Genomic DNA, 22473 nt, shown 5'->3' with positions numbered 1-22473 from the left:
AGATTCGGCCGCTCAGGTTCGCGGCAGCAGCGTCGCCACATTCCGGGAGATCGCAGCAGTGATCGAGCTGGAAGGCTCGACGACCAGCCTGAAGCCGAGATTGGTCGGCGGAATGCCGACGGCGCATCCGCCGGACTTGGGATCACGGATGAAGTCGGTCATGTAGGCGCGGTGGGCTCCCTCCACGACGCGGACCCCACAATTCGTGTTGGTGATCCGCTCGCCTCTGTCGTCGAGCGAGGCGCGAACGAAGCAGCTATCCGTCCACTCCCAAACATTGCCGGCCAGGTCGTCCAGTCCGTTGCTGTTCGTGCCGAACGTGCCCCCCGGCTGCGCGGCCTTTTCGGCGGGCTTGGAGCGGGCGGATTCGGCTTCATATCGGGCGATCCAGGCCTGCGCCGGATCCGCGGGGTCGACCAGCGGCAACGCTTCGTCGCGCGCCTTCTCGGCGGCCGCGAATGTCCACTCCTCGTCGGTCGGTAGACGATGGGTAATGCCGGTCCTGCGCGAAAGCCATGCGGCATAGGCCGAGGCGTCGTGCCAACTGACGCCGACGACGGGCACGTCCAGGGAGCCGTTGGGGACCGGCACCTTTGGACAGGCTCCGTCGTCGACGCAGCGCACGTACTCGGCGACCGTGACCTGCCGCTTCATGACAGTGAGTTCAGCAGGCAGGCGGAGTTTGCGCAGGGGCCCTTCGACCGGTCTGTCATTCCGCGAGAAATCGCCGGCAGCCCGATAGCTGAACGAAACAGGAGAGAGGCGCACAGCACCGTTGTCATCATGCGGAGGCGCGGGCGAGAACACGGTGGCCAGGATCGGCGCAGCCAGCGCGCCGGCGAGCATGGCCGTTTTCATTTTCATCAGGATGAGCATGATGTCGCCTCCACTTGGTGAAACGGCCCGCGGGTAGGGACCGCGGGCCGTTCCTTCAGCTCCACCTACCGGCTTAGGGTTACCGGGTCGGCGGCGCCGAGCTTGTCGGCCGGGATCGGGCCGGGAGGAGAGACCTGCTTCATGAGGTCATCGCTCCATTTGCCTTCCACCTTGATGTGCGCTGCGGCTCCGAGTTCGAAGGCCTCGATCAAGTTGTGGTTGAGATAGGCGTACACGCCGGGCTGACGAAAGGTATACAGCGCGGCTGCCGCCGAACCGCCGCGCACCAGCCAGGTCTCGAGATCCTTCTCCGGCGGGTTGTTGAACTTGCCGGTCTCCCAGACATAGTCGCCGTGCCCGCCGATCAGGTGCGGACGAGTGTCGCGGTTGGCCTGCGAATGCACGATCATCACGGTCTCGCCGACCTTCGCGGTCAATGCATTCTTGCCGGTCAGCGCACCGACCCGCCCGTTGAAGACCACGTGCGTCGGGATCAGCTTGCGCATGACCTCCGTGGTATCAGCATAGGACTCGCCGACCGTCTCGTAGGTCTTGTACTTGCCGTTCACGTCCTTCGGTATGTAGAGGTCGTTTTCGCCGATGTAGAAAATCTTGTCGTAGTGCAGCGGCTTGCCGTCACGGTCCTTCAATCCATCACGCGGCAGCACCATCACTGTGCCATGCATGCCGGAGACCACGTGCCATGGGACCATGCCCTCCGGAGCGCAGTGATAGACGAAGACGCCCGGACGGGTCGCCTTCCAGCGCAGTACCGCCTGTTCGCCCGGATTGACCTTGGTCAGCGCGCCACCGCCCAACGCTCCGGTCGACGAGTGAAGGTCGATGTTGTGCGGCATGGAATTGGTTGCGGGATTGACCAGCGTCAGCTCCATGTAGTCGCCTTCGTGCACCACCATCATCGGGCCCGGCATCGAGCCATTGAAGGTCATCGCATGAAACTTGGTGCCGGCGTCGTCGACCACGACTTCCTTCTCCTGGACCGTAAGCTTGAACTCCACGATCTTCGGTCCGGCCTTGGTCGCCTGTTCGTGCGGATGTACGAAGGGCGGCGCGACCAGCTCTACTCGTTCGCGCGGCAGCTTGAGGTCGTCGGCAGCCAACGCCGGCGCGCTTATCATCAGCGCCGCGATCGCGGCTCCCATCAGGGCGGTCCTTCTCGTCAGCATGATGCACTCCATCGCTTAATTCGTCCTAATTCGATGCGTGCATCATGTGCGATCTGGTGGCCAGACACTTTGCTCTGGAACAAGGAGATGTCGATTTATTCGACGAAGCGATCTGCTTAAGAATTTGCGGACGATCAAAGATAATTGGAAGCAGACACGTTAAGGTAGCAGCATGAAATCGAATGCAGTACCTACCGCGGATATGATGGTCGACGACGTGATGCGTCGATGGCCGCTCGCGATAGGCGTCTTTCTCGACTTCAGGATGTTATGTGTCGGCTGTCCGATCGGCGCTTTCCACTCGATCGAAGAAGCATGCGGCGAACACGGCGTAGACACCGACGTCTTCGTATCGAAGCTTATGGATACGGCCCGAGCGGCTTAGATCATGATCTAAGGCGCGCGCTTGTTTGCCTGAACGGCTTCTTCACCTTCGGCGAGACTATGCAGCCGATGTGTGTCGCACAGAACGATGCGCTGCCTCCCACCCTCGACCAGGCCCTGCTGCTCCCACGCGCTGAGAATCCGGCTGACGGTATGCAGCGTCGTTCCGGTCATCTCGGCGACGTCCTGCCGGCTGATCGGGAAGTCGATCTCGACACCGGCATCGACTTTCTTGCCGGCCTGTTTGGCGAGGCGCAGCAGCGCATGGGCGACGCGCTGCTCGACCTGCTCGCTCGACATCTCCATGACGCGTGCCTGCGTATCTTGAAGACGGCTGCCCACAGTCTGAAGCGCGGTGCTGGCGAGGCTTGGATATTTGACGATCAGGCGGTGCCAGGAAGAGGAAGGCCAGGCGAGCGCGATGCTGTCCACGGCGGCGACGGCGGTTGCCGGATAGTGCGTCAGGTTCATGGCCTGTGCGACGCCGAAGAGCTCGCCGGCCGAGACGTAGCGGACCACAGACTGCTGCCCCTGCGATGTGGTCTTCTCGACGCGAAGATGTCCATGAAGCAAAACGAAGAAGCGATCCGCTTCCGCACCCTGGTCGAACACCGCGGCTCCCTTCGGGTATCGAATCGAGCGCGCCTCGCGCAGCAGTTCGTCCTGTTCGGTCGGCGTAAGCCCGGCGAACATCGGCAGGTTCGCGACCAGCGAGCGGTCGACTGCGGCCATGGATATCCTCGTTCCAATATGCCGCGGGGACTGTCCGCGGCCGATGCAAGCCTCAACGGCTCGTCAGGTTCTTAGTCCAGGATTCTACGACGAAGTTGAGCTGGCGCAACCTGGGCCGGGCGAGGCGGGGATATCTGACACGCGGGAGCCCGGTGGAGTTCGGGCGCAAGTTTCAGGAAATGGAAAGCATGAGACAGATTGCGATATTGGCGGGCGCTGCGGCGGTTCTAATCCTGGCCGGAAGCGCCCAGGCGGCGGACGTGGAAGTCAAGCTCCTGAACAGGGGGACCGAAGGTGTGATGGTATTCGAGCCGTCCTTCGTGAAGATCGCACCCGGCGACACCGTGAAGTTCCTGTCCACCGACAAGGGTCACAACGCCGAGTCCATCAAGGGCATGCTTCCCGACGGCGCAACGCCCTTCGTCGGCAAGAACGGCGAAGATATCGCCGTCAAGTTCGACAAGGAGGGTGTCTACGGCGTGAAATGTCTGCCTCACTACGGCATGGGCATGGTCGCCATGATCGTGGTCGGAACGCCCGGCAACGTCGATCAGGCCAAGGCGGTCCCACAGAGCGGCAAGGCAAAGCAGGTGTTTGCGACGCTCTTCGACAAACTCGAAGCCGGCAAGACCGCGTCCAAGTGACGGTTGACCGGCCCCAGCTTCGCTTCCGAGCCGGATGGACGAGTACCGCCTCGTCCATCCAAACGTCGTAACAGACGCCGGAGTCGCCGGCACGAGAAACGCAGCGCCAGAAACCCGTCCGTGCGTGCACGGTCGGGTTCAAGATCGCAATCCTCATTGCGAAAGGCCTCAGGCGCATTGATATAGCGCAAAGCCGGACCTACTGACGCACCTTCTCTTCGACCGGACAGCAGGCAGCCTTGCTCTCGGGGAAAATCAGGATCGACGTTCGGTCCTCGAGCTTCCGTAGAATATCGTCGGTGATGGCCTCGAAAAGTTTGCGTTCGATCACGCGATCTCTTCGGCTGCGTCGTCGCAATCTTTCGAAAATCCGCATCGCGTCCTCCGTTGATGACGCATCCAATATTGCAGATCAGGGGCGTTGCGATCTTTGTCGGGGATCAAACACCTACGTGAAGGACACTGCAATTTGTGCTCCGACAAAGAGCCTGTGATCGCGGCGACCTACGGTTACCGCCATCAAGCGACGATGCAGAGAAAGTTCTGAGATCACTATGATCGGCGCCAGCATATCACGATGGACGATGAGCTACTTCGCGATGGCGATCGCCTGGCTGTTCGTCGCGCTGGCGCTGATGGTTGCGGGCGTCGGCTTTCCCGCGGCCGATCTTGCATCGCCGGACACGCTCGTCCTCGTGCACGTGGTCTGCATCGGATGGCTGAGCCTCGCAATGTGCGGCGCGCTGTTCCAGTTCGTGCCTGTGCTCGTGGCGAAGCCGCTGTTCTCGGAGAAGTGGGCTTTGCCTGCTCTGGGTCTTCTGACCGCCGGTCTCGCCTCGCTGCTCGCGGGCTTCCTGGCATTGGGTGGTCGGCTGCCGGCCTGGCTGTGGCTGCTTCCGCTCGGCGCAGTCCTGCTGGTCGCTGGATTCGGGCTGATCGTCGTCGATCTCGGGCTGACCGCATGGCTGCGGCCGGTGGGGCCGGCTCGCTTTGTCCTCGTTGGCTTGGCCTCGCTCTGTGTCACCGTCGTCTTCGGCGCGATGTTCGCGTTCGCGCTGGCGGGGTGGGCGGGATCGGCCGGGCAATCGATTCTGGCTGGCGGCGTGCCGCTGCACGCGATCGCCGGTCTTGGCGGCTGGCTGACGATGACGGCGATGGGCGTCAGTTACCGACTGTTGTCCATGTTCATGCTTTCGCCTGACGTCGACGACCGGAAAAGCGGCACGACGCTATTGGCCGGCGGGCTCGCGATCGCCGTCACGGTGGCCGGCGGTGTCCTCGCGGTCGAGCTCTTGGCCGGATTGGACGTGGTGCTATCGATTGCCGCCGTCCTCGGCCTCGCAGCTGCCGCTCTATACGGGCGCGATGTGTTCGCAATCTTCCGCACTCGCAAGCGGCGCCAGCTCGAGCTCAATATGCGGATGGCGACGCTGTCCTTCGCGAGCCTGGCGGGGACTGCGCTTCTGGGTGCAGCGCTTGTCGTGACCGGCGACTTTACCGCGCATGTCGGAGCGTTCGTCTTCCTCGCTGTCTTCGGCTGGCTGTCTGGCCTGGTCCTCGCCAAACTCTACAAGATCGTAGCTTTCCTGACCTGGCTCGAGACCTATGGTCCGGTGATGGGACGAACTCCGACTCCCCGCGTTCAGGACCTCGTCGCAGAGCGGAGGGCATCGAAGTGGTTCGTGATCTACTACGCGGCCGTCTGGACCGGAACGCTGATGCTGCTGGTCGACCAACCGTCGGGATTCCAAGCGGCTGCGATGGCGATGACGGCCGGAGTTATCGGCATCGTTCGCGAAGTGATCCGGACACGGCAGCTCACTGATGTCGCGAACCCGCTGCGCTTTCCGGGCGGCGCCCGCGCGCCCCATCTGCTGTTTGCAAGGAACTAAAACGAAACGGAGGGAAGAAGCATGACCGAATACATCGACGTAGATGTCCGTCCGATCCTGCGCACCGGCGGCGAGCCGTTCTCGGTCATCATGGCCGCAATCGAACGCCTGGAGCCAGGGCAGGGGCTCCGCCTTTACGCCACGTTCAAGCCGATCCCGCTATTCGCCGTGATGGCAGAGAGAGGGTTCATGCATTCCGAGCGCGCGCTCGACGGCGGCGAATGGGAAGTTCTGTTCACGCCGGCGGAGGCGACGGAGAACACGGCCGCTCCGAGCGGAACGCCGAGCTTCGACAATTGGCCGGAGCCCGCCGTGAAGCTCGACAATCGCGATCTCGATCCTCCTGAGCCTATGGTCCGGATCCTTGCGGCCGCCGAGAAACTGGGTCCCGGCGAGACTCTTTCCGCGCTGCTGCGCCGCGAGCCCGTCTTTCTGTTCCCGCAGCTCGAGAAGCGTGGATATCGCTGGCTCGGCGGGTTCACGCCTGATGGCGCGACCTACGAACTGACGGTGAGGGCTCCGTCATGACAAGCGAACTCGCCAGCCGGATTCGGGACGCGCTGCGTGTCGTGATCGATCCCGAGCTCGGTCACAACATCGTCGATCTCGGCTTCGTCTATGACATCTCGGTCGTCGGAGACGCCGTCCGCATCACAATGACGGCGACCACCCCGGGATGCCCCGCGACCGGTTTCCTGCAAGAAGGCGTGACGAGCTGTGTCGCGGAGGTGCCGGGCGTCGGCTCGGTCGATGTCGAGATGACGTTCGATCCGCCGTGGACGCCAGAACGCATTGAGCCGGCCGTCCGCGACTCGCTCGGCTTCGCTACAGTCAATTGACCTCGGGAATACGACATCCCCGGCAAGGGACGTCGCATTCACGACACGCGAACAGGTCGGCAAAAGTTGCTCGGTCCGGCAATTTTGATCCGGCTTCGCCGGTATCTCGCAGATTTATCTATCTGACTTCATTGTGCTTTTTCGTTGGCAGGCGGCTTGCAACGATCGCAGCGGTTGCGGCCATGACACCCAAAACATCCCGGCGGCCGCCCGGATCCAATTGGAGATGATGTAATGGGTATCTTCGGCGCCCTGACCACGTCCGTCGCCGGACTGCGGGCAAACTCGTACGCGCTGGAAAACATTTCCGGTAACATCGCGAACTCGCAGACGACCGGCTTCAAGCGGATTGACACCAGCTTCCTTGATCTCATTCCAGACACTGGCACGAACGCACAGCTCGCGGGCAGCGTGGTGGCAAACTCGCGCAGCACCAACACGATTGCCGGCTCGGTTCAGTCGGCTTCGGTCTCCACCTACATGGCGATCAACGGCGACGGCTTCTTCGCCGTGCAAAAGCCGGGCAGCATGTCCGACAACCAGCCGATATTCGACGGCGTCAACCGGTACACAAGGCGCGGCGACTTTACGCTGGACCAAAACGGATACCTCGTTAACGGTGCAGGCTATTATCTCGAGGGCGTGAAGATTGATCCGACGACCGGAAATCCCGCCGGAAGTACGCCGGAAGTCCTGAGGTTCCAGAACGATTTCCTGCCGTCGCAAGCAACCACCAAGATCGACTATCGCGCCAATCTCGCCAGCACCCCGCTGACAGCCAAGCGCCAAGCGTCAGTGCCAGGCTCGGAATTGCTGAGGCCTGCCGATTTCATATCCAATCCACGAACCCTTGGAACGGCCGCGACGCCGTTTGCCAATACACCCGTGACCGGTAATGCGCGGAACAACCTCGAGACGATCGCGAAACCTATTTCCGCAGCAACGTCCCTCGTGAGTGCGGCGGGCACGGATTCGCTCACGGCGGGCTTTGCCAGCGGTGACACTCTGGTGCTGAAGACCACCACGGGCGGTGTCACGACAACCAACACGATCTCATTCTATACTGGAGCCGCGCCCGCGCCTGTCGCTGGCACTACCTTTGTCGATCTCTCCACCGCGACGGTTGGAAGCCTTTTAACCACAATTGACGGTCTCACAGGCAATGCTTCGCCATCACCGGCGTCCAGCGTGTCGAGCACCGGTGCAATCACCTTGAATACGGGTACGGCAAATGACTTCAGCCTGGCCGCAGGTTCATCCGCATCGGCTGTCGCAGCGTTTCAAGCGTTGGGCTTCTCGGGCACCGTTGTCGGGATGCGCGCCGGCGGCGGGACAGCCGGCACCGGCGTCGTCATTGGCAGCGACAAGCAAGCCTTTCTGGATGAGTCGATCAGCGGGGGCGCGAGGACCGTGTATGACGGCAATGGCGCTCCGGTGAACCTGCAGTTCCGATGGGCCAAAGTCGAATCGTCCACCATGGGTGGGACAGACACCTGGAATCTCTTCTACCAGGTCAATTCCAACGCGACCGGAAACACCGTTGCCTGGCAGAACGTCGGAACGGACTTCAAGTTTGGTCCGAACGGACAGATGCAGCCGGTGGTCAGTCAGATCACGCTGTCCGGGCTTACCGTGGATGGGACCAGCCTCGGTAACGTCACAATGGCATTTGGCACCGGCGGACTAACGTCGTTTGCGGACACCAATGGCAACGTGCAGGTGAACCAACTGCAGCAGGACGGTTACGCCGCGGGTCAACTGCAAAGCGTGTCGGTCAGCGACGAGGGACGTGTCGTCGGCACCTACTCGAACGGCCGCACCATCGATCTTGCGGAGGTCTCCATTGCTACCTTCAACGGCGCCAACTTCCTGAAGCGTGTCGACGGCGGCGCCTTTGAAGTGACCAACGAATCCGGAGACGCGCTCTATGGGAAAGGCGGGAGCATTTCGGGCTCGTCGCTGGAATCGTCGAACACGGATATCGCCGACGAATTCACGAAATTGATCGTGACGCAGCAGGCCTATTCCGCAAACACCAAGGTGATCACGACAACGAACACGATGGTCCAGGATCTCCTCAACGTGATGCGGTAATTGACACCGGGCGCGCACGTAACCGCTTGAGAGCAGTCTTGTCATGAGTCTGAATGATGCCCTCGCCATCGCCATGTCCGGCCTCCGCGCCAATCAGGCGGCGATTTCGCTGGTCTCGTCGAACGTCGCCAATGCGGAAACGCCCGGCTACGTTCGCAAGACGGTCGACCAGGTCACGTCCTATGCCGGTGCGCATGGCAGCAACGTTGTCGTCGCCGGGATCAATCGTGAACTCGATCAATATATCCAGGCGCAGTTGCGCACGGAAACGTCGGGCGCGTCGTACGCCTCGCTTCGCTCGAACGTTCTGCAGCAACTGCAAAGCCTCTATGGAGATCCGGGTTCAATCGGAACGCTGGAGAGCGCATTTAACAACCTCACGACAGCGCTGCAGGCGCTCAATACCAGCGCTGACAGCCAGTCGGCCCGAATAGGCGTTCTCAACGCGGCGTCGACGCTGACGCAACAACTGAACTCGATGACGCAAGGTATTCAAACCTTGCGCGGGACCGCAGAGACCGGCATCAAGGACTCGGTCACGACGGCGAACAATCTGCTCAAGCAGATAGCGTCAATCAACAACAAATTGATGGCTAATCCATCCGGCGGCACGTCTACCGATGCGTCGACCGCCGCATTGCTCGATCAACGCGATCAATATGTGAATCAGCTTTCAGAGCTGATGGACATCCGTGTCACGACCAATAGCGTCAACCAGGTCACGGTTTTTACCGGCTCCGGCATCCAGCTCGTGGGCAACGAAGCCGCGACCCTGTCGTTCAATGCTCAGGCCACCGTTGGTGCAAATACGACGTGGAGCAGCGATCCCAATCAGAGCCAGCTTGGCTCCGTCGTACTTGAGTTTCCGGGCAGCGGCGCATCGATCGATCTCACGGCTACCGGTGCGATCAAATCGGGCAAGATCGCGGCTTATACCGAGCTACGAGACAAGACGTTAGTCACGGCACAGAACCAGCTCGACCAGTTTGCTGCGTCGTTGTCGAGCGCGTTGTCCGATCAGACAACAGCGGGCACCCCGATAACGGGCTCGCCAGTCCCGGCCGGAACGCCTTCGGGGTTTGCGCTCGATATCTCGGGCATGAAATCCGGCAACGTCATCCATCTCACTTACACTGATGCGGCGACCAATCAGCAGCGCGAAATCTCCTTCGTGCGCGTTGATGACCCCGGCGTGCTGCCGTTGTCGAACGATACGACCGCGAATCCGAATGATCAGGTGATCGGGATCGATTTCTCCGGATCGTTCTCGTCGGTGCTCGATCAGCTCAATGCTGCACTGGGCGGCAGCGTCACATTCAGCGGAACAAGCACATCGCTGAGCGTTCTGAGCAATCCCGCTTTCGCCCGGATCGATAGCGCTTCGGTTACGGTCACCAAGAACCCGAATGCGTTGAACGATGGCAGCCCGCAGATCGCCCTCTTCACTGACAGCGGGGCACCTTACAGCGGTGCGATCAGCGCGTCCGGATCTCAGATAACGGGTCTTGCGGGACGCCTGACGGTCAACAGCGCGCTGATCAATGATCCTGCCAAGCTCGTGACGTACGGGAGTTCGACGCCCGCAGGAGACACCACACGGCCCTCGTTCATCCTCAATCAGCTAAGCAACGCGAGTTACACGTTCGGAGCGCAGAGCGGGGTTGGTACTGCGAGCGCACCGTTCAAGGGCACGCTGCTCAGCTTCATGCGGCAATTCACCAGTCAGCAGGGGGCGGACGCCGACGCGGCGAAGCAGCTTGCCGATGGTCAGAACGTCGTGCTCAGTACGCTCCAGCAGAAGATGTCGACGTCCTCGGGCGTGAACATGGATGAAGAGATGGCGCATCTCTTGTCGTTACAGAATGCTTATTCGGCAAACGCGCGCGTGATGTCGGCGGTCAACGACATGTACAAAACCCTGATGCAGGTATTGTGAGGCAGCAATGACGATATCCGGGGTTAGTCAACGCACATCCTACATCGGCTCGGGCATTCTCGATTTGCGCAGTCAGCTTGATACGCTGACGCAGCAACTCGCGTCCGGCAAGATCTCCAATACTTACGCGGGGCAGGGTAGTGGTCGCAGCCTTGCGATCGCGCTACGCGCGCAGATCACAGGGATAGGAGCCTATTCCGATACTGCGACCAATCTGAACACGCGCATTGGTGTCACTAACCTTTCACTGCAGCAGTTGGTGAAGATCGGGTCGGAAGTGAAGGGCGCCGCCGTCAGCGCAAGCTCGGATCTCGACGATGCGGGTCGTACCTCGGGGCAGAAGACCGCATTGCTCGACTTCACCGATTCAGTCGACATGCTCAACGCGAAGTCAGGCGATCGCTATCTGTTTTCCGGCCGTGCTACGGATACCGCCCCTGTGGCATCGGCCGATGAGATCATGAACGGTCGTGGCGCGCAGGTCGCCGGACTGAAGCAGGTCATCGCCGAGCGAAAGATCGCTGATCTCGGTGTCAATCAGAACGGTCGCGTCGGCAGTGCCGTCGGTACGCCGGCAACTTCAGTTGTTCTCACCGAGGAGGATGCAACACCGGCGCCTCCGCAGCAGGCGCAGCCGTTCGGGATCAAGCTCACCGGCGTATCTACAAATATAACGGGCGCTACTGTCACCCAGCCCGTCGACCTGCCCGCGACTGTTCCGCCGGCGCCGCCGGCGACACCGGTGCAGAAGTCCATGTCGGTCGATCTTGGCGCGACCAATCCGAAGCCGGGTGACCAGGTCAAGTTCACCTTCACCATGCCTGATGGCACCAAGGAAGATATCGTCATGACGGCATCGAACACCACGCCGCTTGCCGCCAACAGCTTCCTGATTGGTGCCGATACCACCGCGACCGCGGCCAATCTGAACACGGCGCTCGGGACCTCGATGAAGAATCTGGCGAACGGTCCGATGGTGGCGGCGTCGGCGATGGAAGCCGGTGAGAACTTTTTCGATCAACCTCCGCTGCGCGTCGGGACGACGCCGCTTGCGTCGGCCACCACGCTTGTGGCCGGCACTCCCGACAACACCGTGATCTGGTACAACGGCGAACAGAATACTGCGGCGAACGGACCGGCGCGCGGATCGGCGGTAGCCCAGATCGATACATCCATCACGGTGCAGTATGGCGCCAGAGCCGACGAACCGGCATTGCGGTCACAACTACAGACGGTGGCAGTATTCGCGGCCGTAACCACGTCGGCGACGGACCCCTATGCCAATGCCCAGGTCACTGCGCTGAACCAGCGCGTCGCGAACAGTTTGGCAACGGTCCCGGGGACCCAGACGATTGAAAATATCCAGGCCGACTTCGCCGGCGCGCAGGGCTCGATCAAAGCGGCCACCGATCGGCAGGTTCAGACCAAGGCGATGGCCCAAACGATGCTGGATTCGATCGAAGGCATCAATGACGACGAAGTCGCGACCAAAATCCTGGCACTGCAGACTGCACTGCAGGCGTCTTATCAAACGACATCGATGCTTTACCAGATGAGTCTGGTCAAGTTCCTCTAAGGGAGAGACTCAATCTTCTTCTCGATCGCGAGTGCCGCCTCCAGCAAAATCTCGGCGACCTCTTGCTCTCGGCGCGGTCCGAGTCTCGTGCGAACGGCTGATACGGTGATCGCCGCGGCCGGCTGGCGATCGGGGGTCTTGATCCAGGTGGACAGCGATTTCGTTCCCTGCACCAGACCGGCCTCGCGCAGATTATAGCCTCTGCGCTTAGCCAAGGCGATTTGTGAAAGCACCGTCGCCACGCTGGTGCGATACCCGGCAAACCGCACTTCATTGGCAGTCACGATCTTGCGGGCGTCGGGCGTCGGCATCGCGGCAAGAATCGCAACACCTGCACTGCTGACGCCGAGCGGACGTCTGGCACCGACTTCGATCGACAGCACCTGGATCGGATAGAAGCCGATCCTGCGATCGACGCATAGCGTATCATTGCCGGTACGTACCGTCAGGAACAATGTGTCGCCGATCCGCTGCGAGGTTCGCGCCAGGATATCGTCCGCCGCGGCAAGCAGGGGTGAACGCGAGGGGCGCGCCAGCGCCAATTCCGGCACCTGTCCGCCGATCGCATAGCGGCCGGTCTTCTCGTGCCGTTCGACGATGCCTTCCTCGATCAGCACGTGAACGATCCGGTGCACCGTCGGCCGCGTCAGCCCGGTCGCCTGCACCACTTCGGTAAGCGGTACTCCGCTCTCCCTGCCAGCGGCGAGGATGCGCAGCACCATCAGCGCTCGTCGGATCGCCTGGGCACCTTGCCTCGGTTCCGTGGTCATGGCTTGCCGTCCATAATGTGGACAGAATTGGCGCAAAGCCGTCGACAAGTAAAGCCCGCTCGCTGAATGATCTCGCATCGCATCGCATCGCATCGAGGCGTCGGCTAGACGATCCCGATCGGACACTCAACAAGAACAGGGTGGAGACCTCATCCGCCGCGGCTTTGGGAGGATGTCACATGAGGTTTCTCGCTGTTGCGGTCGCAGCCGTCGCGGTGATGGCCATTGGACCGGTCGCGGCCCAGACATGGCCGGAGCGCAATGTCCGCTTGATCGTGCCATATCCCGCCGGCGGCAATGTCGACAGCGCTGCCCGCATCGTGGCTGACAAGCTGCAGCAACGGCTCGGGCAGGCCTTCATCGTCGAGAACAAGTCCGGCGCCGGTGGCCTGATCGCGGGCGAGGCGTTCGCGAAATCGGCGAAGGATGGCTACACGCTGTTCATTGGCGCCAACGGCCCGGTGCTGTTCGCCCCCGAGATCAACAAGCGCGAGGCCTATGTCTGGAAACGGGATTTCCTCCCGATCACGACCATCTCGATGACGCCCTTGGTGCTCGAGGTTCATCCCTCCGTTCAAGCAAAGACGTTGAAGGAGTTTCTTGACTTGGCGCGCCGCGAGCCGGGCAAGCTCACCATGGCCTCCCCGGGGGCGGGGACGACCAATCATTTGCTCAGCGAACTGGCGCAATCGGAGCTCGGCCTGCACTGGGTCACAGTGCACTACCGTGGCAACGCGCCGGCGACCAATGACTTGATCGGCGGGCAGGTGCAGTTTGCGTTCGACCAGGTTTCCGTCGCGCTGCCCTTCGTCAAGAGCGGCGCGGTCCGTGTGCTTGCAGTCACCAGCGCGCATCGCCTCGCCTCGATGCCCGACGTGCCGACCTTCGCCGAACTCGGCTACAAGGATTTCGACGCGCAGACCTTCACCGGCCTGTTCGCACCGGCCGGTACGCCGGACGCGATTGTGACGAAGCTGCACGACACCATGGCGGAGATCCTGAAGGATCCCGCGGTCGTCGAGAAATTCGACAAGCTCGGCGCCGAGGCCGTCGCCATGTCACCTGCGGAGTTCACGGCCTATTTGACACGCGAAGACGCCAAGTGGATTCCCATCGTCCGCAAGGCGAACATCCGGGCCGATTGAGGCCGGCGCGCATACGCCAGTCAAGCTTCGAGGCAGCATGCAGATTGACCCCTCAGAACTCGGCGCGGAACGCATCTACCGGCTGATGACCGGCATCGTCGTGCCGCGGCCGATCGCCTGGGTGAGCAGCATGTCGCGCAGAGGTGTGCTCAATCTTGCCCCCTTCAGCGCCTTCACCTTTGTCTCGCAGAAGCCGCCGATGCTCGCCATCAGCATCGGCCGCAAGGCCGGCGTCTACAAGGACACCGCGCATAATATTCTCGATACCGAAGAATACGTCATTCACATCGCCGACACGCCGCTGATGACGGCATTGCATGAGAGTTCGGTCGAGCATCCGCCCGAGGTGAGCGAAGTCGAATTGCTCAAGCTCGAGACCGTGCCGAGCGAACGCATCAAGGTGCCGCGGCTCGCCGCGCCGCCGGTCGCCATGGAATGCCGGTTTCACCAATGTCTCGAATTCGGCGAGGCTCGCAGCCGGCTGATTGTCGGCGAGGTCCTGATGTTCCATCTCCGGGATGGGCTCGTGAACAACGGCAAGGTGGAAACCGAGGCGCTTGATCCGATCGCGCGTATCGCAGGCCCACGTTATGCCCGGCTCGGAGAGATCGTCACCCTGCGCGCCGTGTTCCAGGCGCCGAAGTCGACAGATTGAGATCGTAGATCAGCAAGACAGACATGACCGAACAATCCTCGCTTTCCGCAATCGGCACCTATACGACCGGCGAACGCGCCGCGATCATCTTCTCCTGCATGCTCGGCTTCGCGCTCGATCTCTACGATGTGCTCATCATGCCGTTTCTGATGAGCTCGATACAGTCGTCGTTAGGCTTTTCGCTGACCCAGGTCGCGAGCGTGACGAGCCTGACCTTGATCGGGTCGGTGATCGGCGGCGCGCTATTCGGCTGGCTCGGCGACCGCATTGGCCGCAAGCAGGCACTGCAGCTCACGCTCGGCGTGTTCGCCGCCGGGTCGATCGCATCGGCGTTCGCCTGGGACTATTGGAGCCTGGCATTGCTCCGCTTCATCACCGGCATCGGGCTCGGCGGCGAATGGGGCGCCGGCATGGTGCTGTTCAATGAGGCCTGGAACAAGGATCGGCGCGGTATCGGCAGCGCCTTCATCCAGGGCAGCGCGGTCGTCGCGAGCGCCGGCGCCTCGATCATCGGGGTCTGGGCCACCACCTCGTTCAGCGTGGAATGGGGATGGCGTATTGCGCTCCTGACCGGTGGCTCGCCGATCCTGCTGATGATCTTCATCCGCTTCTTCATGCCGGAATCCAAGGCGTGGCTGCAGTTCGATCGCGCGCGCAAGAGCGGCTTGGTCGAGCGCAAGGTCAAGACCACCAATACGATGCTGCTGATGTTCCAGGGCCGGTTGCTGCCGATCTCGCTGATGTGCCTGGCGTGGATGATGGCCTACATGTTCTGCTACTACGGGATCGTCGTCTTCATGCCGACACTGATGCAGAAGTCGCTCGGTGCGCCGCCTGAAGTCGTGCGCAACATCTCGGTGATCGCCTCCGTCGTCGGCGGCTGCTCGTATATCAGCATGGGCCTGCTCAACGACGCCTTCGGCCGGCGGTTCGGCGCGCTGTTGCCGGGTCTTGCGTGGGGCGCGATGGCCTGCGGCCTCTATGTCTTTGCGCATGACAGGTTCGCCGGCAGTCTGTTTGGCTTCCCGATGTTCTGGGTTTACATCGCCTTCGTGATCGGCAACTCGGCGCTCGGCGTGGTCGGCACCTGGCTGTCGGAAATCTATCCGATCGAAGTGCGCTCGACCGCGGTATCCTTCATCTACATGGCGGGCCGCGGCATCGGCAGCTTTGCGCCGATCGTCGTTCCGCTGGCGGCCGGTTGGTTCGGTGGCCAGCTTGCGCTCGGCATGATGATCGTCGTGCCCGCCATCGTCATCTTCCTGGCGATGACCCTGTCCTTGCCCGAGACGCGCGGGCGCGAACTGGCGGCCGCCGGTGCCCAGCGTAGCGGCCAGACTGCGTGAAACTCTCGCCGAAGGAAGCATGCGATGCGACTATTGAGCTATCTCGTGAATGGCCAGCCACATTATGGTGTGGCTGATGACAATGGGGTCGTCGATCTGACGGTACGGATCGGCGCAGAATTTCCCGATCTGAAGACGCTGATCGCACGCGATGGCCTTTCGTCGGCCCGGCAGGCTTCGGCCGGCCAGCGTCCCGATCATGCGCTGGACGAATTGACGCTGCTGCCGCCAGTATTGGCGCCGGAAAAGTTCTGGTGCATTGGCGTGAACTACAAGGACCGCAACGCCGAATACAAGGACAACTCGGACCTGCCGAAATATCCGAGCCTGTTCGTACGCAATTCCTCGTCGGTGGTCGGATCGGGGCAGGGGATCGAGAAGCCGAAAGTCTCCGACCAGCTCGACTATGAGGGCGAACTGGTCATCGTGATCGGCAAGCAGGGTCGGCACATCGCGCGCGAAGATGCCTTCTCGCATATCTTCGGCATGACGCTGTGCAACGAGGGCAGTGTGCGAGACTGGCTGCATCATGGCAAGTTCAACGTCACGCAGGGCAAGAATTTCGATCGCTCCGGCAGCATCGGCCCCTGGATTGTGACGTCGGATGAATGCGATCCGCGAGGACCGCACGACATTATCACCCGCGTCAATGGCGAGGTCAGGCAGCAGGACAGTACCGAGCGGCTGATGTTCCCGTTCGATTTCCTGATCGCCTATCTCTCCACATTTGCGACCCTGAAGCCCGGCGACATGATCGCGACCGGTACGCCGACCGGCGCCGGCGCCCGGTTCGATCCGCCGCGTTGGCTCAAACCCGGTGATGTGGTCGAGGTGGAGTCGTCGCGGATCGGCGTGCTGCGCAACGCGGTGGTTGCGGAGCAATAGCGCCATGCTCGATCCCTCCATCATCCGGCACCTCGCAGAGCGGCTTGACGAGGCCGAACGGACCAAGACACTCATCACCATGTTCACGCGCGAGCATCCCGATCTCACGATCGAGGATGCCTATGCGATCCAGCGCGCCTGGACGCGTCTGCAGCTCGATCGTGGCCGCGTCATCAAGGGCCACAAGATCGGCCTGACCTCGAAAGCGATGCAGAACGCGGTCGGCATCGCCGAGCCCGATTATGGCGTTCTGTTCGCCGACATGTTCTATCCGGATGCGAGCGCGATCCCGTTCGATCGCTTCCATGCGCCGCGGATCGAGGTCGAGCTTGCCTTCGTGCTGAAGGCGCCGCTGCGTGGCCCGGACTGCTCCATCTTCGACGTACTCAACGCCACCGATTACGTGACGCCCGCGCTCGAAATCCTCGAGACCCGCATGCATCGCGTCGATCCCGAGACCGGCCAGACCCGTAAGGTCATGGACACGATTTCGGACAATGCCGCCAATGCCGCTCTCGTGCTCGGCGGCCGTCCGTTCCGGCCGCTCGAGGCGGATCTACGCTGGATCGGCGCGCTGCTGTTCCGCAATGGACAGGTCGAGGAGACCGGGCTTGCCGCCGGCGTGCTCAACCATCCGGCCAACGGCGTCGCCTGGCTCGCCAATCGCCTGGCGCCGCATGACGAGCAACTGGCCGCAGGTGAGGTCGTGCTCGCCGGATCGTTTACGCGACCGGTCGATATCCGCCGCGGCGATACCTTCCACGCCGACTACGGACCGTTCGGCTCGGTGTCCTGTCAATTTACCTGAACCAGACCAGCAGAGGGAAAGCGATGACCGGCCAAGCACGGCGCAGAAGCATCCACATCGGCGGATTCAAACACGCCAATCCGATCCCGAACGCCTCTCGCATCGGCAATCTCGTGATGTCCGGCGTCATCCTCGGCCGCGATCCCGCGACCGGAGCGATGCCGGAGAGCCTGGAAGCGCAATGCGCCAACATGTTCGCGCATATGAAGGCGACCGTCGAGGCTGCCGGTGGCAGCACCGACGACATCATCAAGATGACGGTCTGGCTCAAGGACCGTTCGCAGCGCGGGCCTGTCAATGCCGAGTGGCTGAAGATGTTTCCCGACGAACACTCACGCCCGGCGCGTCATGCGCTGCCGATGGACATGGAAGGCGGCGCGCTGGTGCAGTGCGATTTCACCGCCGTGATTGACTAAGGAGTTTGCCGTGCCGACCTACTTGCCCTTCGATCCAAATCCGCGCCGGCCTTCGAAACTGCCGCCGCCAAAGACTGTCGACAGCCAGTTTCACGTGCTTGGGCCGCTGGAGAAATATCCGGTACGTCCGGGCGCTGCCTATCAGATGCCGACCGCAACCTGGGAGGCGGCGCTGCGGATGCACAAGGCGCTCGGGATCGAGCGCGGCGTGATCGTGCAGACCACGACCTATGGCGCGGACCACACAGTCGTGCTCGACGGTCTCGCGGCAATGGGCCCGAACTATCGCGGCTGCGCCAACGCGCTGGTGTTTGCCGAAGCCGATGATGCCTACCTCGCCAAGCTGCATGAGGCAGGGGTCCGCGGCGCGCGCTTCAGTTTCCGGCAGGAACTAGGGGCCGTGCTGTCGGACAAGGATTTTGCGCGGGCGATCGCGCGCATCCGCGAGCTCGGCTGGTACGTCAAGATCCAGCCGGAGAAGGACGGCATCATCTCCAGCGTCGAGAAGTACCAATCCCTCGACGTGCCGGTGCTGATCGATCACATGGCGCGTCCCGACCCGACCCGCGGCAAGAACGATCCGAATCTGCAGAAGATGCTTGAGCTGCTGTCGAAGGGCAATTTCTGGGTCATGCTGTCGCTCGGGGAAAAGACCTCGAAGGCCGGTCCGCCCTGGGAAGATGTCATCCCCATCGCGCGCACCTATATCGAAGCGGCGCCGAACCGCTGCATCTGGGCCACCGACTGGCCGCATCCGGTTTCGGTCGTGCAGCCGCCCAACGACGCCGATCTGCTCGAACTCATGTACAAGTATGCGCCTGACGAGACGACCTTGGAAAAGATCCTTGTTCACAATCCGGCAAAACTATTCGGATTCTAGAGCTCGGCCTCGGGACGTCCTGCTTGCGGTCTGCCGCGCGTAGTTGCGCCCGCCGATCTGGCGGCCGCCGGGCTCCTGGCCGCAAGTCTTGTGCTTCACAGTCAGCGGCGCGGTAAGCGAGTCACGTGCGCTTTGGGGTAACAGGGCAAGTCGAGCAGGGTTTGCGAAAAGGATTCGGCTGCTTGAACTCTATCCCGGAGCGGACACATTGCTGTGCCGCCTCAGATGGATCGTTGGGCTATTGCTCAACTGATGAGCATATGATCCTATTGTGGGATGGAACCCCTACAGCCTGATCTGGTCATCTTCGACTGCGACGGCGTCCTCGTGGACAGCGAGATATTGAGCTGTCAGTGCCTGTCAGAGGTCCTTGGCGAGTTCGGCATCGAGCTCAGCAGGGACGATGCGCTCGAATTGTTTCTTGGCCGCAGCACGACGGCGATCTTGCAGCACTACCAGGGGGACCAACGCCTCGTCCCCGAGAACTTTCTGGTCGCGTTGAAGGCGCGGGTGCTGCAACGGTTCAGGCATTCGCTGCGGCCTGTCCTTGGAGTGGGCTCATTGATCTCCAGCCTGAAAATGCCGTTTTGTGTTGCCTCGTCCAGCGATCTCGACCGGGTATCGCTTTCGCTGGCATTGACCGGTCTTGGATCGCATTTCGGCGCCAGGGTGTACACGGCGCAGATGGTGGCGCGCGGCAAGCCGGCCCCCGACCTTTTTCTCTATGCGGCTGCGCAGATGCGCGCCGCGCCGCAGCGCACGCTTGTCATCGAAGACAGTGTCAGCGGCGTGACCGCAGCAAAGGCCGCCGGCATGACCGTATGGGGCTTTATCGGTGGCAGTCACTACCAGTCTGGCGATCGGCATAGCAAGCTGCGCGATGCCGGCGCGGATCGTGTCTTTGACCGGATGGCGGACTTCTGGGACGAAAGATAGCGGGCTTTCATGGCAGCACAGGAGAACGAGAAATCCCGTCTTGACGACGCCGCGCGCGCCGGCTGGCTCTATTTCATCGCCGGCCATACGCAGGATGAGATCGCCAAGATGCTGCAGGTCTCGCGCGCGTCCGCGCAGCGTCTGGTATCGCTTTGCCTCGCAGAACGCCTGATCACCTTCCGCCTCGAACATCCTATTGCCGCATGCATGGAACTGGCGTCGAAGCTTAAGGATCGCTTTGATCTCGTTCATTGCGAGGTGGTGCCGTCGGACCCGGCATCGCCGCATTCCACCGCCGGCATCGCGGAACGTTGCGCCAACCTGCTGGACTCAACCCTGCGCCTGGAAACCCCGGTCATTGTCGCATTGGGCACCGGGCGCGCGGTGCGCGCTGCAGTGGAGCGAGTCACGCCGATCGAGCGGCCGAATCACCAGATCGTCTCGCTGGTCGGAAACATCTCGGCCGACGGCTCGGCGAGCTTCTTCGATACGGTGGGACGCCTTGCCGATCGCACCGGTGCCCGCCACTATCCGATGCCACTGCCATTCCTGATGTCGACGGAAGACGAGCGCAACCGCATGAACCGGATCGAGCCAATCGCCAAGATCCAGGCGATTGCCGCGAGAGCCGACCTGCGTCTCATCGGCATCGGTCAGATGGACCAGAAGGCCCAGGTGCATGTTGACGGCTTCGTCAGCCGCGAAGAGCTGTTCGAGATGATGCGGCTTGGCGCCATCGGCGAAGTCACGGGTTGGGCCTATGACGCCAAGGGCCGGCTCATCAAGGGGGGCACGAACAAGCGGTTGACCAGTATCCCCCCGCAAGTGCCGGCGCGGACCACTACGATCGCCGCGGCGATCGGGCAGGCCAAGGTTCCGGCGATTAGCGCCGCGCTGATCGGGCGCCTCGTCAACGGTCTCATCACCGACGAAGCAACGGCCCGGGCTATCCTCGATCGATAGCGCCGGCACGATCGTCGTGCCTTCCTGAACAAGGCGGATTTTCTCTCCGGCGCTGCGGGCAGCCGGATCGCGTGCGTCAGCTTGACAAGCTGAAACGTTGATGTGAACATACGCCCAACGCGTGGGCATATGCTCAAACGCGATGATGGGAGGTTACCGTGAAAAACGTCCATGGCGCCCTTCTGGGCGCGGCTGCGCTCTTGCTCTCAACTCCCTCACTCGCCCAGACCGCCCTGACGATTGCCACCGTCAACAACGGCGACATGATCCGCATGCAGGGATTGACGAGCGACTTCACCAGCAAAAATCCGGACATCACGGTCAAATGGGTGACGCTCGAGGAGAACGTGCTGCGCCAGCGCGTCACCACCGATATCGCGACCAAGGGCGGCCAGTTCGACGTCCTGACCATCGGCACCTATGAGGTGCCGATCTGGGCCAAGAAGAACTGGCTGGTGCCGCTCGACAAGCTCGGCGCCGACTACGACGTCGCCGATCTCTTGCCGAGGATCAAGGACGCGGTGTCCGTCTCCGGCAAGCTTTATGCGGCGCCGTTCTATGGCGAAAGCTCGATGACCATGTATCGCACCGACCTGTTCCAGAAGGCCGGGCTTACCATGCCGGAAAATCCGAGCTGGGATTTCGTGATCAGTGCGGCCAAGAAGCTGACCGATAAGGAGGCCGGCGTTTACGGCATCTGCCTGCGTGGCAAGGCCGGCTGGGGTGAGAACATGGCGTTTCTCACCGCCATGGCCAATTCCTACGGTGCACGCTGGTTCGACGAGAAGTGGGTGCCGCAGTTCGACAAGCCCGAATGGAAGAAGACACTGGCAACCTATGTCGATCTGATGAAGGAGGCGGGGCCTCCCGGCGCCAGTTCGAACGGCTTCAACGAAAACCTGGCGCTGTTCAATGCCGGCAAATGCGCGATGTGGATCGATGCAACGGTTGCGGCGTCGTTTGTGACCAATCCAAAGGACTCCACGGTCGCCGACAAGGTCGGTTTTGCGCTCGCGCCGAACGCCGGGCTTGGCAAGAACGCGAACTGGCTGTGGGCCTGGAACCTCGCGATTCCCGCCGGCTCCAAGAAGGTCGAGGCCGCAGAAAAGTTCATCGCCTGGGCGACCGGCAAGGACTACGCAAAACTGGTTGCGTCGAAGGAGGGGTGGGCCAACGTGCCGCCGGGTACGCGAACGTCGCTGTACCAGAACCCTGACTACCTGAAAGTCGCGCCGTTCGCCAAATTGACGCTGGCGTCGATCGATGCCGCCGATCCGAACAAGCCGACGGTGCAACCGGTGCCTTACGTTGGCGTGCAGTATGCGGCGATCCCGGAATTCCAGGGTATCGGCACCTCGGTCGGCCAGCAGTTCTCCGCGGCGCTGTCGGGCTCGACCAGCGTGGACGCGGCGTTGTCGGCGGCGCAGGCGTCGACGGAGCGGGAAATGAAGCGCGCCGGCTACATCAAATAGGTGGCTCCCTTGGCTCAGACTCCCGAGCTAAGCCCCT

23 protein-coding genes are annotated in these 22473 nt (G+C 61.9%); 18 read left to right on the top strand and 5 right to left on the bottom strand.

Features of this window, described 5'->3' with window-relative positions; genetic code table 11:
* Positions 1–12: 12 nt before the first annotated feature.
* Together ACZIRK_RS25525 and nirK are read right to left on the bottom strand one after the other, a co-directional pair.
* Complete coding sequence (locus ACZIRK_RS25525) at positions 13–876, bottom strand: SUMF1/EgtB/PvdO family nonheme iron enzyme (protein WP_130223998.1); 864 nt, start codon at positions 874–876, stop codon at positions 13–15.
* Between the two features lie 65 nt (positions 877–941).
* Entirely contained in the window at positions 942–2063 is a 1122-nt protein-coding gene (gene nirK, locus ACZIRK_RS25520) for a copper-containing nitrite reductase (RefSeq protein ID WP_130224000.1), read from the bottom strand.
* Between the two features lie 172 nt (positions 2064–2235).
* On the opposite strand from nirK, the gene ACZIRK_RS25515 reads away from it, so the two are divergent.
* Complete coding sequence (locus ACZIRK_RS25515; protein WP_130224002.1) at positions 2236–2448, top strand: DUF1858 domain-containing protein; 213 nt, start codon at positions 2236–2238, stop codon at positions 2446–2448.
* Positions 2449–2456: 8 nt separating this feature from the next.
* Here ACZIRK_RS25515 and ACZIRK_RS25510 read toward each other — a convergent pair whose 3' ends face one another.
* On the bottom strand, positions 2457–3179 hold the full coding sequence (locus ACZIRK_RS25510) for a Crp/Fnr family transcriptional regulator (RefSeq protein ID WP_130224004.1): 723 nt from the start codon (positions 3177–3179) through the stop codon (positions 2457–2459).
* Between the two features lie 188 nt (positions 3180–3367).
* Between ACZIRK_RS25510 and ACZIRK_RS25505 the strand changes: the two genes are divergently transcribed.
* Positions 3368–3823, top strand: a complete 456-nt coding sequence (locus ACZIRK_RS25505; protein ID WP_130224006.1) for a pseudoazurin — start codon at positions 3368–3370, stop codon at positions 3821–3823.
* Between the two features lie 199 nt (positions 3824–4022).
* Here the strand turns inward: ACZIRK_RS25505 and ACZIRK_RS25500 are convergent, their stop codons facing one another.
* The gene (locus tag ACZIRK_RS25500) at positions 4023–4154 is read right to left on the bottom strand and encodes a hypothetical protein (RefSeq protein ID WP_283806988.1); all 132 of its coding nucleotides are present in this window, start codon (positions 4152–4154) and stop codon (positions 4023–4025) included.
* 253 nt (positions 4155–4407) lie between these two features.
* Between ACZIRK_RS25500 and ACZIRK_RS25495 the strand changes: the two genes are divergently transcribed.
* From ACZIRK_RS25495 to ACZIRK_RS25470, 6 genes are all read left to right on the top strand, one after another.
* On the top strand, positions 4408–5715 hold the full coding sequence (locus ACZIRK_RS25495; protein WP_245474561.1) for a hypothetical protein: 1308 nt from the start codon (positions 4408–4410) through the stop codon (positions 5713–5715).
* 21 nt (positions 5716–5736) lie between these two features.
* On the top strand, positions 5737–6243 hold the full coding sequence (locus ACZIRK_RS25490; protein WP_130224010.1) for a DUF2249 domain-containing protein: 507 nt from the start codon (positions 5737–5739) through the stop codon (positions 6241–6243).
* On the top strand, positions 6240–6554 hold the full coding sequence (locus ACZIRK_RS25485) for a metal-sulfur cluster assembly factor (RefSeq protein WP_028162241.1): 315 nt from the start codon (positions 6240–6242) through the stop codon (positions 6552–6554). The genes ACZIRK_RS25490 and ACZIRK_RS25485 overlap by 4 nt, the downstream gene beginning before the upstream one ends.
* Positions 6555–6788: 234 nt before the next feature.
* A complete protein-coding gene (locus ACZIRK_RS25480) occupies positions 6789–8648 on the top strand; it encodes a flagellar hook-basal body complex protein (protein WP_130224012.1) in 1860 nt (619 codons plus the stop codon).
* 43 nt (positions 8649–8691) lie between these two features.
* Positions 8692–10584, top strand: a complete 1893-nt coding sequence (flgK, locus tag ACZIRK_RS25475) for a flagellar hook-associated protein FlgK (protein ID WP_463328308.1) — start codon at positions 8692–8694, stop codon at positions 10582–10584.
* 7 nt (positions 10585–10591) lie between these two features.
* A complete protein-coding gene (locus tag ACZIRK_RS25470) occupies positions 10592–12160 on the top strand; it encodes a flagellar biosynthesis protein FlgL (protein ID WP_463328307.1) in 1569 nt (522 codons plus the stop codon).
* On the opposite strand, the gene ACZIRK_RS25465 is transcribed toward ACZIRK_RS25470, so the two are convergent.
* On the bottom strand, positions 12157–12930 hold the full coding sequence (locus ACZIRK_RS25465) for an IclR family transcriptional regulator (RefSeq protein WP_463328306.1): 774 nt from the start codon (positions 12928–12930) through the stop codon (positions 12157–12159). The genes ACZIRK_RS25470 and ACZIRK_RS25465 overlap by 4 nt on opposite strands.
* 179 nt (positions 12931–13109) lie before the next feature.
* Between ACZIRK_RS25465 and ACZIRK_RS25460 the strand changes: the two genes are divergently transcribed.
* From ACZIRK_RS25460 to ACZIRK_RS25415, 10 genes are all read left to right on the top strand, one after another.
* On the top strand, positions 13110–14075 hold the full coding sequence (locus ACZIRK_RS25460) for a Bug family tripartite tricarboxylate transporter substrate binding protein (protein ID WP_463328305.1): 966 nt from the start codon (positions 13110–13112) through the stop codon (positions 14073–14075).
* A gap of 37 nt (positions 14076–14112) precedes the next feature.
* Positions 14113–14730 carry a flavin reductase family protein gene (locus ACZIRK_RS25455; RefSeq protein ID WP_463328304.1) on the top strand — a complete coding sequence of 206 codons (618 nt, stop codon included), beginning with the start codon at positions 14113–14115 and terminating at the stop codon, positions 14728–14730.
* 23 nt (positions 14731–14753) lie between these two features.
* Positions 14754–16076 carry an MFS transporter gene (locus ACZIRK_RS25450; RefSeq protein ID WP_463328303.1) on the top strand — a complete coding sequence of 441 codons (1323 nt, stop codon included), beginning with the start codon at positions 14754–14756 and terminating at the stop codon, positions 16074–16076.
* Positions 16077–16100: 24 nt separating this feature from the next.
* The gene (locus ACZIRK_RS25445; RefSeq protein WP_463328302.1) at positions 16101–16961 is read left to right on the top strand and encodes a fumarylacetoacetate hydrolase family protein; all 861 of its coding nucleotides are present in this window, start codon (positions 16101–16103) and stop codon (positions 16959–16961) included.
* Between the two features lie 4 nt (positions 16962–16965).
* Positions 16966–17769 (top strand): 2-oxo-hept-4-ene-1,7-dioate hydratase, encoded by an 804-nt coding sequence (gene hpaH / locus ACZIRK_RS25440; RefSeq protein ID WP_456642659.1) that lies wholly within the window; start codon positions 16966–16968, stop codon positions 17767–17769.
* A 23-nt stretch (positions 17770–17792) separates the two neighbouring features.
* Entirely contained in the window at positions 17793–18185 is a 393-nt protein-coding gene (locus tag ACZIRK_RS25435; RefSeq protein WP_130224030.1) for a RidA family protein, read from the top strand.
* Positions 18186–18195: 10 nt separating this feature from the next.
* A complete protein-coding gene (locus tag ACZIRK_RS25430; protein ID WP_463328301.1) occupies positions 18196–19065 on the top strand; it encodes an amidohydrolase family protein in 870 nt (289 codons plus the stop codon).
* A 276-nt stretch (positions 19066–19341) separates the two neighbouring features.
* On the top strand, positions 19342–20001 hold the full coding sequence (locus ACZIRK_RS25425; protein WP_463328300.1) for an HAD family hydrolase: 660 nt from the start codon (positions 19342–19344) through the stop codon (positions 19999–20001).
* A 9-nt stretch (positions 20002–20010) separates the two neighbouring features.
* Positions 20011–20964, top strand: coding sequence for a sugar-binding transcriptional regulator (locus tag ACZIRK_RS25420; protein WP_463328299.1), 954 nt, complete (start codon positions 20011–20013; stop codon positions 20962–20964).
* A gap of 158 nt (positions 20965–21122) precedes the next feature.
* The gene (locus ACZIRK_RS25415) at positions 21123–22436 is read left to right on the top strand and encodes an ABC transporter substrate-binding protein (protein ID WP_028162255.1); all 1314 of its coding nucleotides are present in this window, start codon (positions 21123–21125) and stop codon (positions 22434–22436) included.
* Positions 22437–22473 lie beyond the last annotated feature (37 nt).

The organism is Bradyrhizobium sp. Leo114, assembly GCF_055229415.2.
Note: the sequence above shows the minus strand (reverse complement) of the source record. Positions and strands in the feature narration are given on the sequence as shown.

Bases quoted from the DNA above. Each gene is read 5' to 3' on its own strand.
- ACZIRK_RS25485 (WP_028162241.1), top strand. From the start codon at position 6,240: ATGACAAGCGAACTCGCCAGCCGGATTCGGGACGCGCTGCGTGTCGTG.
- ACZIRK_RS25460 (WP_463328305.1), top strand. From the start codon at position 13,110: ATGAGGTTTCTCGCTGTTGCGGTCGCAGCCGTCGCGGTGATGGCCATT.
- ACZIRK_RS25445 (WP_463328302.1), top strand. From the start codon at position 16,101: ATGCGACTATTGAGCTATCTCGTGAATGGCCAGCCACATTATGGTGTG.
- ACZIRK_RS25505 (WP_130224006.1), top strand. From the start codon at position 3,368: ATGAGACAGATTGCGATATTGGCGGGCGCTGCGGCGGTTCTAATCCTG.
- ACZIRK_RS25525 (WP_130223998.1), bottom strand. From the start codon at position 876: ATGCTCATCCTGATGAAAATGAAAACGGCCATGCTCGCCGGCGCGCTG.
- ACZIRK_RS25510 (WP_130224004.1), bottom strand. From the start codon at position 3,179: ATGGCCGCAGTCGACCGCTCGCTGGTCGCGAACCTGCCGATGTTCGCC.
- hpaH (WP_456642659.1), top strand. From the start codon at position 16,966: ATGCTCGATCCCTCCATCATCCGGCACCTCGCAGAGCGGCTTGACGAG.
- nirK (WP_130224000.1), bottom strand. From the start codon at position 2,063: ATGCTGACGAGAAGGACCGCCCTGATGGGAGCCGCGATCGCGGCGCTG.
- ACZIRK_RS25425 (WP_463328300.1), top strand. From the start codon at position 19,342: ATGGAACCCCTACAGCCTGATCTGGTCATCTTCGACTGCGACGGCGTC.
- ACZIRK_RS25470 (WP_463328307.1), top strand. From the start codon at position 10,592: ATGACGATATCCGGGGTTAGTCAACGCACATCCTACATCGGCTCGGGC.
- ACZIRK_RS25450 (WP_463328303.1), top strand. From the start codon at position 14,754: ATGACCGAACAATCCTCGCTTTCCGCAATCGGCACCTATACGACCGGC.
- ACZIRK_RS25490 (WP_130224010.1), top strand. From the start codon at position 5,737: ATGACCGAATACATCGACGTAGATGTCCGTCCGATCCTGCGCACCGGC.
- ACZIRK_RS25495 (WP_245474561.1), top strand. From the start codon at position 4,408: ATGAGCTACTTCGCGATGGCGATCGCCTGGCTGTTCGTCGCGCTGGCG.
- flgK (WP_463328308.1), top strand. From the start codon at position 8,692: ATGAGTCTGAATGATGCCCTCGCCATCGCCATGTCCGGCCTCCGCGCC.
- ACZIRK_RS25515 (WP_130224002.1), top strand. From the start codon at position 2,236: ATGAAATCGAATGCAGTACCTACCGCGGATATGATGGTCGACGACGTG.
- ACZIRK_RS25435 (WP_130224030.1), top strand. From the start codon at position 17,793: ATGACCGGCCAAGCACGGCGCAGAAGCATCCACATCGGCGGATTCAAA.
- ACZIRK_RS25455 (WP_463328304.1), top strand. From the start codon at position 14,113: ATGCAGATTGACCCCTCAGAACTCGGCGCGGAACGCATCTACCGGCTG.
- ACZIRK_RS25420 (WP_463328299.1), top strand. From the start codon at position 20,011: ATGGCAGCACAGGAGAACGAGAAATCCCGTCTTGACGACGCCGCGCGC.
- ACZIRK_RS25465 (WP_463328306.1), bottom strand. From the start codon at position 12,930: ATGACCACGGAACCGAGGCAAGGTGCCCAGGCGATCCGACGAGCGCTG.
- ACZIRK_RS25480 (WP_130224012.1), top strand. From the start codon at position 6,789: ATGGGTATCTTCGGCGCCCTGACCACGTCCGTCGCCGGACTGCGGGCA.